The organism is Microbacterium testaceum (genome assembly GCF_001476285.1).
GTDB classification, from domain to species: domain Bacteria; phylum Actinomycetota; class Actinomycetes; order Actinomycetales; family Microbacteriaceae; genus Microbacterium; species Microbacterium testaceum_B.
In genome coordinates this window covers 1-11,113 of sequence record NZ_LDRU01000005.1, presented here as the reverse complement: position 1 = coordinate 11,113, position 11,113 = coordinate 1, and the positions used below count along the sequence as shown (strand labels likewise).

Below are 11,113 nucleotides of genomic sequence, written 5' to 3'. Positions count from 1 at the left end.
CCTCCGCTCGTCCCTGGTCCTCCCGGCACCACGCGGTGGCGCCCGAGGCGAGCGCTCACCGCCCCGGGAAGAGCTCGGCCTCGAACACCGCCTCGGCCGCGCCCACGAGCAACCGGTCCTCGCCCAGCTCAGCGACCGCGAGGCGCAGACCCTCGGCGCACGCGGGCACCGTCTGCGCGCGCACCGCCGCGTCGAGCCCGTCGAGATCGCGTGCCGCGAGCACAGCCAGGAAGCCGCCGAGCACGATCACCGCCGGGTTCAGCACGTTGGCGGCGTTGGCGAGAGCGGTCGCGAGGATCCGCCGCTGCCGATCGACTTCGGCGGCCGAAACGGGGTCGGATGCGGATGCCAGGGCGTCGGACAGGGCAGCGTCGTCACCGCCTTCGAGCCCCACAGCGGCGAGCAGCCGCGAGCGGCTCACCTCGTCCTCGAGCACCCCGTCGGCGGCCCGGCGGTCGGCGGCATCCACGATTCCGGGGCGGTTCTGCCCGAACTCGCCCGCGTACCCGCCTGCGCCGCCGAGCGGGATACCGCCGACGATCACGGCACCGCCGATGCCGCTGGCGCCGCCGTTGAGGTAGACGACGTCGTGCGCGCCGCGTGCGGCGCCGAAGAGATACTCGGCGAGAGCGCCGAGCGCGGCGTCGTTGCCCACCCGGGCCGGCAATCCCGTCGCCTGTTCGATGAGCGCGCCGATCGCGGCATCCGTCCACTCCAGGTGCGGGGCCGTGCGCACGAGGCCGTCGGCGGCGCGCACGGGGCCGGGGACGGCGACTCCCACACCGACCGTGCGGCGACCGCGGAGGGGCCCTTCGGCCCAAGCGGCGAGGCGCTCGCCGACGAGTTCGGCGGTGCGCTCCGGCGTCAGCAGCCGCGTCTGCGGGAGCCGTTCGCGAGCGATCAGCGTGCCGTCGAGCGCGATGACGCCGATGTCGAGCGCGTCGACCTCGGGGTTCACCGCCACCGTGACGACACGCGGATCGGGCGCCACCGTGGGCGACGGGCGGCCGACCCGGCCGACCGGATCGGGCGCCCGCTCCACGACCAGACCATCGCTCACGAGCTCGCCGACGAGGTCGGCGATCGTCGAGCGGTTCAGGCCGGTCGCCTCGGTGAGCGCCGCGCGGGAGCGGGGACCCTCGCGGTGCACGGTGCGCAGCACCAGCGCGAGATTGGCGCGGCGCATGCCGTCGCCTCTGCTCGCGGTGACCATTCGTCCACTGTGCCATGAGGCGCGTCGACGCGTCGGCATCCGGAACCTCCGTTCGCGGCCATAAACGCGATCCGCGCACGGAAACGCGAGTACAGCGTGTTTCTGTGCGCGGATCGCGTTTATGCCGACGACGTGGACGCGGAGGTGCGCGGGCCGCCCGCCGGGCCCGCCGCGCGTCGGATCAGCCCACTCCGCCGCGGTCGACGAGGCGCGTCGGCACGAGCTGGGTGTGCGACCCGGTGGCCGGTTCGGCCCCGCGGGAGAGCAGGGTCTGCGCCGCACGCGTGCCGAGGTCGGCGATGTCGTAGTCGACGATGCGGATGCGTCGGGGCAGCAGCCGGGAGAGCTCGAAATCGTCGAATCCCGCGATGGCGACGTCGGCTCCGCGCGGCAGGATCGACTCCAGCGCACCGATCGTGGCGCGGTTGTTGGCGCAGAACACCGCGGTGGGCGGGTCGTCGGCGGCGAGAAGGCGCTCCATCGCGTCGCGTGCGGCGGTCGGCGTGTGCAGGTTCTCGACCACGAGCGCGGGATCGGGCGTATGACCCGCGGCCGCGAAGGCGTCGTGCACCCCCTCCCAGCGCTCGGCCATCGTGTAGATCCCGAGCGAGTCCTGCAGCACGGCGATGCGCCGATGCCCCTCGGCGAGCAGCTCCGCGACGGCGGCCCGGGCCCCGCCGCGGTTGTCGAGCAGGATCGCGTCCGCGGGGATGCCGCTACCTGGGCGGTCGAGGAAGACCACCGGGGTGCCCAACTCGACCTCCCGCGCGAGGTAGGAGTGATCGGCGGCGGTGGGCACCACGATCAGCCCGCCAACCTGGCGCTGGCACATGTCGAGGGCGAGGGCGCGTTCGATGTCGGCGTCTTCTTCGCTGGATGCCATGACCACGTGCATGCGCTGACGTGCCGCGATCGACGACACGGCGGCGGCGACCGCCATGTAGAAGGTGTTGGACAGGTCGGCGGCGATGAAGCCGATCGTGTCGCGGCTGCCCGACCGCAGGTTCGCGGCCAGGGCGTTGCGGTGGTAGCCGAGGCGGGTGACGGCGGCGTTCACACGCTCGGTCAGCGCGGGGTCGACGTGGGGTTCGCCATTGACCACGCGCGAGACCGTCTTCAGGCTCACGCCGGCCTCGGCGGCGACGTCGATCATCGTGGGGCGGCCGGATTTGCGCATGCGTCTCCTCGGGGTGCCGTCGGGCGGCGTCCTCCGAGCTTAGGGAGCCGCGGGGCGGCATCCGGCGCTCGCCGCTCCGGGCGCGGAACCCGGGCGCGCCGCGAGTAGGCGGCGCGCCCGGGCGGGTGGATCAGTGCTCGGGTGCGACGAACGTCCCGGTCTCGTGCGAGGCGATGGCCGCGGCGAACAAGCGGTGGGTGAGCGCCGCCTCCTCGGGGCGGACGCAGCCGAAGCCGTCGCCCAGCTCACCCACGTACTCGGCGAGGAAGGCCGCCCACATCTGCAGGATGGCATCCGAGAATCCGGACTCGAAGTTCGGACCTGTCACCGTGGGCCACACCGACTGGCTGCCCGCGTCGACGCTCTGCCAGCTCTGCTCACGGCCCACACCCGGCACGTCGATGAAGGCGAACACCTCGACCTGCTTGGGGTTCTTGGTGCTGAACCGCACGCCGCCGTCCATACCGATGGCCTCGAACTCCCACGTGTTCTTCTGCCCCGGCGCGATGCGCTTGGTCTCGGTCGTGAGGGGGAACGGGGCGCCGTCGTGCCGGGCCCACGAGTGGATCACGGCGTTGTCCCACGTGTCGCACGGCTGCGGCGTGCCGTCGGGGCCAGGGCGCTCGGTGACGATGTCCTGCAGGATGCCGACGACCTTCTCGGGCGTCCAGCCCAGGCGCAGCGGTACGTGCCAGGTGTGCATGCCGAGGTCGTTGAGCACCCCGGCCTCACCGCAGAACTGCTTCTGCCGCTTCCAGTTCAGTGGCTTGTTCACGTCGATGTCGCTGGCGTGGAGGAAGGTGCACTTCGCCTCGACGATGCGGCCGAGGGCACCCGAACGCACGTAGTCGACGGCCCACTGCGCGCCGGGGAAGAACGGCATCTCGCTCGAGACGCGGACGAACGACTCGGGCGTCTCGTCGATGGCGGCGACGACCGCGTCGGCGGCGGCGCGGTCGATGCCGAAGGGTTTCTCGGCGAGCAGGGCCTTGCCGGCGCGGACGGTGTCGACGTACAGGCGCTCGTGCAGGTCGTGGCGCACGGCGATGTAGACGACGTCGACACGGGGGTCGGCGAGCAGTTCGTGGTGGTCGGTCGTGGTCAGCTGCACCGTGTCGATGCGCTCGAAGAACTCGAGAGCGGCGGGGTTGATGTCGCAGACGGCCACGAGCTCGGGCTCGGCGGGGTGGTCGATCAGCGCGGGCCAGCGGCGCAGGGCCGCGGCGATCTCGCGGCCCATGAGGCCGCCGCCGATGATGCCGATTCCGACCTTCTTGCCGGTCATGCGGCACCACCGATCAGGGTCAGGGCCTCGTCGACAGAGGCGTCGTCGTGCACGACCGCCATGAGCGCCGCGGTGATGCCGGCGGGGTCGTCGTGCTGGATGACGTTGCGGCCGTAGACGATGCCGCGGGCGCCCTGTTCGAGCACGGCCTTCGTGCGCTCGAGGAGCGTGCGGTCGTCGACGCGTCCGCCGCCGCGCACGAGCACGGGGGTGTCCCCGGCCGCCTGGATGACCTTGTGGTAGTCGGTGATGTCGTCGGTCGGGTCGGCCTTGATGAGGTCGGCGCCGAGCTCGCGGGCCTGTCGCACGAGCGTGACGATCTTGGCGGTGTCGCCGTCGACGCCGTATCCGCCGGTGCCGGGTTTGGTCTGCATGACCAGCGGTTCGATCATCAGCGGCATCCCGTACCGCTCCGCGTCGGTGCGCAAGGCCAGGATCGACCGGATGCACTGCTCGCGGATCTGCGGCTCACCGGGCAGATCGAGCAGGTTCACGCAGACCGCTACCGCGTCCAAGCGGACGGCGACCTGGATGGCATCCGGAACGAGGACGCTGTGCAGAGGAGACTCGAGCGGGTCGCCGTAGACGTTGGCGATGTCGGTGCGTAGCACCAGGCCGGGCTTCTGCTTGCCGGGGACGGACTGCAGCAGCGGCGCCTGGCCGAGAGTGAGCTGCACGGCGTCGGGCCCGGCGTCGACGAGGGTCGCGACGGTCTTGGCCATGTCCTCGATGCCGGTGAGGAAGTGATGCTCGTGGAAGGCGCCGTGGTCGACGGCGACATCGAGCGCGCGGCCGGAGCGCGCGTTGAAGAGGCGGTTGAGGCGGGGTTTCGACATGGGGTGTGGGTCTCCGAAGCGTCGTGTCGGGGCGCGGCTCTGCGCTCGTCGGTCAGTATGCGGTCTCGAGACAACGTTGTCAACGACTGCTACCGTGTGACCGCACACGGCGAGGAAGGCGGAGCTCATGGACGAGCGCAATGACAGGATGACCTCCACGGCGCGGGGGCGCGCCGCACTCGGGTGGCCGGAAGCGGCCGTCGAGGCGTCGATCCGCACCGACGGACCGGATGCCGGAACCCGCCGTCTCCGCGTCATCGCGGGCGATCTCGACATCGAGCTCCTTCCCGACCGCGGCCTCGATCTCGGGCAGGTGCGGCATCGTGGGGTGCCGTTGGCCTGGGTCTCGCCCACGGGCTGGCCCCGCCCGAGCGGCGGCCCGTTCGGCGCGACGTTCGGGGGAGGGCTCGTCACGACGTGCGGGTTGCTGTCGTTCGGGCCGCCCTCGCTCGACGACGAGGGCGAGCATCCGCAGCACGGGCGGTACACGACGCTCGCGGCGACGGTGACCCGGGCGGAGGTGCTCGACGACGCCGTCGTCGTGGAGGCGACGATCGTCGAGGCGACCGTGCTCGGCGCGCACCTCGAGCTGCACCGGCGCATCCGCGTGCCGCGGGGCGAGGCGCGCATCGAACTGCGCGACGAGATCGTCAACCGCGGTGCGCGCGCCGTCGAGCCCATGGTGCTCTACCACGTGAACCTCGGGCGGCCGCTGATCCAGGAGGGGACGGTGCTGCATTCCCCGGCGGAGCGCGTGGTGCCGCGCGACGCCGACGCCGAGGCCGGCCTGGCGACCTGGGCGCAATTCCCCGCGCCCGCCGACAGGTACCCCGAGCAGGTGTTCGCGCACGAGCTTCCGGTCGGGAAGCGGGTGAGTGCCGAGGTGCACGCGCCGTCGGAGCTCGGCATCCGGATCTCCTTCGACACCGCGGCGCTGCCGGGCTTGTTCCAGTGGCGCGTCGCGCAGCGCGACGGTGTCGTGCTCGGCGTCGAGCCGGCGACGGCGGCGACCATCCTCGGGCGCCAGGACGCCCGTGAGCGTGGGCTGTTGCGGGCGCTGTCGGCGGGGCAGTCGTGGAAGCTCGGGCTCGACATCGGTGTCATGAGTCTCGAATTGTGACTTGACAACGTTGTCCCGGACGCCCATGCTCAATCCCACGAGGTCGCGAGAAGACCTCCTTCGAGCAAGACAACGATGTCTGGACAGCCATGACGCACCACGAACGAGCGACCGCCGCGGCCGCCCCCGAGCCGATCGGGTTCGCCCGATGAAGCCCGTCCTGCTGCCCCCCAACCCCGTGCAGCACTTCTACCTCGGCGGCGACCGCATCGCCGCGCTCCGCGGCATCGTGCCCGAGACCGACCGTCAGCCCGAGGAGTGGCTCGGCTCGACCGTCTCGCGCTTCGGCTCCGACGAGATCGGCCTCGCCGTGACGGACGACGGTGACTTCTTGCGCGACCTCGTGGCCGGGGATCGCGCCGCGTGGGTGGGGGCTCGCGCGGGACGGGATGCCGCGGACCTCGGCATCCTGGTCAAGCTCCTCGACGCGCGTCAGCGCCTGCCCGTGCACGTGCACCCCGACCGCGGATTCGCGAGCGCCCACCTCGACTGCCCGTACGGCAAGACCGAGGCCTGGTACGTGCTCGAGACCGAAGAGGACTGCGCCGTGCACGTCGGCTGGAACCAGGACGTCGACCGCGACGAGCTCGACCGGCGCCGCGACGCGCAGGACAGCGAGTGGATGCTGTCGCGGATGAACCGCGTGGTCGTGCGGCCGGGCATGGGGGTGCTCGTGCCCGCGGGGACCGTGCACGCGATCGACGGCGGGATCTTCGTCGCCGAGGTGCAGGAGCCCACCGACTTCTCGATCCTGCTCGAGTGGTCGATCACGACGTCGACGCGAGACGAGTCGCACCTCGATCTCGGCTTCGACGCCGTGATGCCGTCGGTGTCGACCGAGAAGCTGGATGCCGAGGCCCTCGACGCCCTGATCAGCACCGTCGGTGAGACCCCGGCGGGGACGGACTTCCGCTCGCTGCTGCCCGCGGTGGCCGATCCGTACTTCCGCCTGTTCGACGCCGCGGGAGACACCGCTGCTCGCGAGGCCGGCTTCGCTGTGGTGCTGGTGCGCGAGGGCTCCGGTGCGCTGGTGTCCGACGCGGCGTCGATCGACGTCGAGCGCGGCCAGGTCTACGCCGTGCCCCACGCCTTCGGTGCCTGGCGTCTGACCGGTGCCGCCGAGATCCTCGTCGCCGCCCCCGGCGCCGGGTGGCCCGGCTCGCTCCGCGGCGGTGACGTGCGATGAGCGACTACGTCGTCGGAATCGACATGGGCTCCACCAGCACCAAGCTGCTGGTGGCCACCCCCGAGGGGCACCAGGTGCTCGTGGTGAGCCGCCGCTCGCCGTGGACGAACCTCGACCACGGCCGGGCCGAGATGACCGCCGCGCAGGCGATCTCTGTCGTGCACGAGCTCGCCGCCGAGGCCGACGCCCGCCTCGACGAGGGATACCGCATCGTCGCGCTCGGCGTCTCGGGCATGGCCGAGGCCGGCGTGCTCCTGGATGCCGAGGGCACGGCGCTCGCGCCGATCATGGCCTGGTTCGACCCGCGGGGGGCCGCGCAGATCATGGCGACCCCCGACGCCTTCCGCGCGGAGTTCCCGGGCCGCACGGGTCTGCCGGTCGGACCTCTGGCATCCATCGCCAAGTTGCTCCACCTGCGCGACAGCGGAATCGCGCTCGTCGGAACCACGTTCCTCAACGTCCCCGAGTACGTCGTGCATGCGCTCGGCGGACCGCGGGTCGCGGAGTACTCGCTTGTCTCGCGCACGGGCCTCATCGACCAGGACGACAGCACCCCCTGGCAGGCGGCGCTCGACGTGCTCGGCGTGGACGCGTCGATCCTCGGGGAGCTCGTCAGCGCGGGTGAGGCCGTCGGCACGCTGAGCGACCCCGGGATGCCCGCCGGATTCCGCGGGGCGGCGCTCACCATCGCCGGTCACGACCACCTCGTCTCGGCCGTCGCGGTCGGCGCGACCCACACGGGCCAGCTCTACGACTCGATGGGCACCGCCGAGGCTCTCGTGCGCGTGCTCGACGACACCCTTCCCTTCGCCGCGCGCGAGCGGCTCGCCCACGCGGGCATCAACTGCGTGCGGCACGTCATCCCGGGCAAGTACGTGCTCCTGGCGGGCACGAAGTCCGGCTTGCTGATGCGACGCGTCCTGCAGCTGCTCGGGATCACGGATGCCGTGGGCCGGGCGCGCATCGACGACGAGACCATGGCGCTCCCCGCGCTCGGAACGGTCTCGGACGCCGGTCTCGCGGTCTCGGGTGCGCGCAACGACGACGGCGTGCTGAAAATCGTCGCGCAGAGCGACGGGCTCAGCCCCGCGGAGCTGTTCGCCGCCGCCCTGCGCCACGGCAACGACATGCTCGCCGAGTACACGGTGGTGATGGACCGCGAGGTCGAGCCGCCGACCTCGACCGTGCTGACCGGCGGGTGGTCGTCGATGGCATCCGTCGTCCGTTCCCGCTCGGCGCTCCTGCCCGAGGTCACCGTCTCGACTCACGACGAGGGCACCGCCTACGGGGCGGCGCTGTTCGCCGCTTTCGCCGTGTCCGCCGCTTCTTTCGAGGACGTCGCTGAGACGTTCCTCACTTCCTCCCTCCTCACTCCTGAAAGGAGCTGACGATGTCGTCAGTCAGCACGAGCGTCCCGGTGCTGCAGGCCCGGGGCCTGTCGCGCCAGTTCGGATCCGTCCGCGCCCTCAACAACGTCGATTTCGAGGTCTATCCGGGCGAGGTCACCGCGTTGATCGGCGACAACGGCGCCGGGAAGTCCACCCTCGTGAAGGCCCTCTCCGGCAACCTCGCGGTCGACGAGGGCGAGATCCTCTTCGACGGCAAGCCGATCGAGATGACCAACCCGCAGGTGGCGTCCTCTCTCGGGATCGAGACCGTCTACCAGGACCTCGCCCTCGCCCCCCACCTCGACCCGGTGCAGAACATGTACCTGGGTCGGGAGATCCGCCGTCCGGGCCTGGCCGGTGCTCTCGGTTTCATGAAGACGAAGGAGATGGCGAAGGCCTCGCGCGCCGCGTTCGACGAGCTGGGCGCGACGGTCCGCAGTCTTACCTCCCCGGTGGGGGAGATGTCGGGTGGACAGCGGCAGGCGATCGCGATCGCGCGCGCCGTGCACTGGGCCGGGCGCATGGTGTTCCTGGACGAGCCGACCGCTGCGCTCGGGGTGCGTCAGACGAAGAACGTGCTCGAGACCATCCGCCGGGTGCGGGACAAGGGCATCGCGGTGGTGCTGATCTCGCACTCGATGCCGCACGTGATGGAGGTCTGCGACCGCATCCAGGTGCTGCGCCTGGGCACGCGGGTGGCGAACATCTCCGCGAAAGACACCTCCATGGAAGAACTCGTCGGGCTCATGACCGGCGCCGTCACGAAGGACGACCAGAAGTGAGCGTCAAGACTCCTCCCACCGAGACCGTCGCGATCGGCACGTTCGAGGACACCAAACCCAACTTCTTCAAGGGACTGTTGAAGGCGCAGGCCTTCCAGATCCTGCTGATCCTCATCGTCATCGTGCTGATCTTCAGCGCGCTGGCGCCGGACTCGTTCGCGCAGTGGTCGAACTTCCGCCTCATCATCCAGAACGCCTCGATTCTCGCGGTCCTCGGCGTGGGGATGACGTACATCATCATCACCTCGGGCATCGACCTCTCCATCGGCTCGGTGCTGGTGTTCTCGGGGGTCGTCTCGGCTCTGACGATGCGGGCGCTCGGCGGGGAGGGATGGGGGGTGGCGACGATCGGCATCCTGGTCTCGATCCTCAGCGGCGTCTGCTGGGGCCTTCTCAACGGGTTCCTCATCGCCAAGGCCAAGATCCCGCCGCTCATCGTCACGCTCGGCTCGCTCGGCATGGCGCTGGGTCTGGCGCAGATCCTCACCGGTGGTGTCGACATCCGCGACGTCCCGACGGTGCTGACGGTGTCGATCGGGTACGGGAACGTGTTCGGGTCGCTGCCGATCATCAGCGTCATCGCCCTCGTGGTGGTCGTGATCGGCGCGGTGGTGCTCCACTTCACCCGTTTCGGGCTGTACACCTACGCCGTCGGCTCGAGCGAGCTGGCCGCCCGTCGCGTCGGCGTGAAGGTCGACCGCCACCTCATCTCGGTCTACACCCTGTCGGGGGCGCTCGCGGGACTCGCCGGCATCCTGGCCCTGTCGCAGTTCTCGACGACCGCGATCGCGGGGCAGTCGCAGACCAACCTGAACGTCATCGCGGCCGTCGTGATCGGCGGGACCTCGCTGTTCGGCGGGGTCGGCACGATCTTCGGCACCGTGGTGGGTCTGTTCATCCCCGCCGTTCTGCAGAACGGCTTCGTCATCACCGGCGTGCAGCCGTTCTGGCAGCAGGTCGCCGTCGGCGCGGTGCTGATCACCGCCGTCTACGTCGACCAGGTGCGCCGTACCGCCGCGACCCGCGGCAACACCCAAAGCCTCTGGCGCAAGTTCGTCAGCGGAGGACGCCGCGGCTGAGTCCCGGCATCCGGAATCACATCAAGAGAGAACGGTCAATCACAATGCAGTGGAACAAGCAGGTTCTCGCGGTCGCCACCCTCGGCGCCGCAGCCACCCTCGTCCTCGCCGGGTGCTCCGGCGGCTCCTCGTCGGGATCCGCCTCGGGCGGCTCCGACGGCGGCTACAAGATCGCGTTCGTGCAGGGCGTTGCCGGGGATGAGTTCTACATCTCCATGCAGTGCGGCATCGAAGCCGAAGCCAAGACCGAAGGCGCCACCGTCACCACCCAGGGCCCGGAGAAGTTCGACCCGACCCTGCAGAAGCCGATCGTCGACGCCGTGGTGGCGTCCAAGCCCGACGCGCTGCTGATCGCTCCCACCGACGTGTCGGCGATGCAGGCGCCGATCGCCGCGGCCGAGGCCGCCGGCATCAAGGTCGTCCTCGTCGACACCACCCTGGAAGACCCCTCCGGTGCGGTGTCGCAGATCTCCAGCGACAACGAAGGCGGCGGCGCCGCGGCGTTCGAGGCGATCCAGAAGGCCAACCCCAACGGCGGCAAGGTCCTCGTCGTCTCCACCGACCCCGGTGTCTCCACCACCGACGCCCGCGCCCAGGGCTTCGAAGACGCCGTGAAGAAGGACTCCAAGTTCACCTCGGTGGGGGTGCAGTACTCCCACAACGAACCCTCCACGGCTGCGGAGATCGTCACCGCCGCGCTGCAGAAGGACCCCGACATCGTCGGCATCTTCGCCGCCAACCTGTTCGCCGCCGAGGGTTCCGCCACCGGTGTCCAGCAGGCCGGCAAGCAGGGCGCCGTGACCATCGTCGGTTTCGACGCCGGTCCCGCCCAGGTCAAGGCCCTCGAAGCCGGCACCGTCCAAGCCCTCGTCGCCCAGGAGCCCGCCACCATCGGCTCCGACGGCGTCAAGCAGGCCATCGCCGCCCTCAAGGGCGAACCCACCGAGGAGAAGATCCAGACCGGATTCACCATCCTCACGAAGGACAACATCAACGGCGACGGCAAGGACGCGGTCTACAAGTCCTCCTGCTGATCGACCCCGGATG

General features: G+C 70.7%; 10 protein-coding genes. 6 read left to right on the top strand and 4 right to left on the bottom strand.

Features of this window, described 5'->3' with window-relative positions; translation table 11 throughout:
• Positions 1-55: 55 nt before the first annotated feature.
• The 4 genes from NS283_RS01580 to NS283_RS01565 all read right to left on the bottom strand — a co-directional run bounded on the left by NS283_RS01580 (position 56) and on the right by NS283_RS01565 (position 4,511).
• Positions 56-1,213, bottom strand: a complete 1,158-nt coding sequence (locus NS283_RS01580; RefSeq protein ID WP_081317195.1) for an ROK family transcriptional regulator — start codon at positions 1,211-1,213, stop codon at positions 56-58.
• 181 nt (positions 1,214-1,394) lie between these two features.
• A complete protein-coding gene (locus NS283_RS01575; protein WP_058595131.1) occupies positions 1,395-2,390 on the bottom strand; it encodes a LacI family DNA-binding transcriptional regulator in 996 nt (331 codons plus the stop codon).
• Positions 2,391-2,520: 130 nt separating this feature from the next.
• Positions 2,521-3,675, bottom strand: coding sequence for a Gfo/Idh/MocA family protein (locus tag NS283_RS01570; RefSeq protein WP_058595130.1), 1,155 nt, complete (start codon positions 3,673-3,675; stop codon positions 2,521-2,523).
• A complete protein-coding gene (locus NS283_RS01565) occupies positions 3,672-4,511 on the bottom strand; it encodes a class I fructose-bisphosphate aldolase (protein WP_058595129.1) in 840 nt (279 codons plus the stop codon). The genes NS283_RS01570 and NS283_RS01565 overlap by 4 nt, the downstream gene beginning before the upstream one ends.
• Positions 4,512-4,659: 148 nt before the next feature.
• Here NS283_RS01565 and NS283_RS01560 point away from each other — a divergent pair, with 148 nt between their 5' ends.
• The 6 genes from NS283_RS01560 to NS283_RS01535 all read left to right on the top strand — a co-directional run bounded on the left by NS283_RS01560 (position 4,660) and on the right by NS283_RS01535 (position 11,100).
• Entirely contained in the window at positions 4,660-5,631 is a 972-nt protein-coding gene (locus tag NS283_RS01560; protein ID WP_193752609.1) for a DUF4432 family protein, read from the top strand.
• Between the two features lie 148 nt (positions 5,632-5,779).
• Positions 5,780-6,817, top strand: a complete 1,038-nt coding sequence (locus NS283_RS01555; RefSeq protein WP_058595127.1) for a hypothetical protein — start codon at positions 5,780-5,782, stop codon at positions 6,815-6,817.
• Entirely contained in the window at positions 6,814-8,205 is a 1,392-nt protein-coding gene (locus tag NS283_RS01550; protein WP_081317194.1) for an FGGY-family carbohydrate kinase, read from the top strand. The genes NS283_RS01555 and NS283_RS01550 overlap by 4 nt, the downstream gene beginning before the upstream one ends.
• Before the next feature lie 2 nt (positions 8,206-8,207).
• Positions 8,208-8,987, top strand: a complete 780-nt coding sequence (locus tag NS283_RS01545; RefSeq protein ID WP_058595126.1) for an ATP-binding cassette domain-containing protein — start codon at positions 8,208-8,210, stop codon at positions 8,985-8,987.
• A complete protein-coding gene (locus NS283_RS01540; protein ID WP_058595125.1) occupies positions 8,984-10,066 on the top strand; it encodes an ABC transporter permease in 1,083 nt (360 codons plus the stop codon). The genes NS283_RS01545 and NS283_RS01540 overlap by 4 nt, the downstream gene beginning before the upstream one ends.
• A 44-nt stretch (positions 10,067-10,110) precedes the next feature.
• The gene (locus NS283_RS01535) at positions 10,111-11,100 is read left to right on the top strand and encodes an ABC transporter substrate-binding protein (RefSeq protein WP_058595124.1); all 990 of its coding nucleotides are present in this window, start codon (positions 10,111-10,113) and stop codon (positions 11,098-11,100) included.
• Positions 11,101-11,113: the final 13 nt, after the last annotated feature.

What these genes read in the sequence shown, in the direction of transcription:
- NS283_RS01580 (WP_081317195.1), bottom strand. Translation starts at nt 1,213, where the DNA reads ATGGTCACCGCGAGCAGAGGCGACGGCATGCGCCGCGCCAATCTCGCG.
- NS283_RS01575 (WP_058595131.1), bottom strand. Translation starts at nt 2,390, where the DNA reads ATGCGCAAATCCGGCCGCCCCACGATGATCGACGTCGCCGCCGAGGCC.
- NS283_RS01570 (WP_058595130.1), bottom strand. Translation starts at nt 3,675, where the DNA reads ATGACCGGCAAGAAGGTCGGAATCGGCATCATCGGCGGCGGCCTCATG.
- NS283_RS01565 (WP_058595129.1), bottom strand. Translation starts at nt 4,511, where the DNA reads ATGTCGAAACCCCGCCTCAACCGCCTCTTCAACGCGCGCTCCGGCCGC.
- NS283_RS01560 (WP_193752609.1), top strand. Translation starts at nt 4,660, where the DNA reads ATGACCTCCACGGCGCGGGGGCGCGCCGCACTCGGGTGGCCGGAAGCG.
- NS283_RS01555 (WP_058595127.1), top strand. Translation starts at nt 5,780, where the DNA reads ATGAAGCCCGTCCTGCTGCCCCCCAACCCCGTGCAGCACTTCTACCTC.
- NS283_RS01550 (WP_081317194.1), top strand. Translation starts at nt 6,814, where the DNA reads ATGAGCGACTACGTCGTCGGAATCGACATGGGCTCCACCAGCACCAAG.
- NS283_RS01545 (WP_058595126.1), top strand. Translation starts at nt 8,208, where the DNA reads ATGTCGTCAGTCAGCACGAGCGTCCCGGTGCTGCAGGCCCGGGGCCTG.
- NS283_RS01535 (WP_058595124.1), top strand. Translation starts at nt 10,111, where the DNA reads ATGCAGTGGAACAAGCAGGTTCTCGCGGTCGCCACCCTCGGCGCCGCA.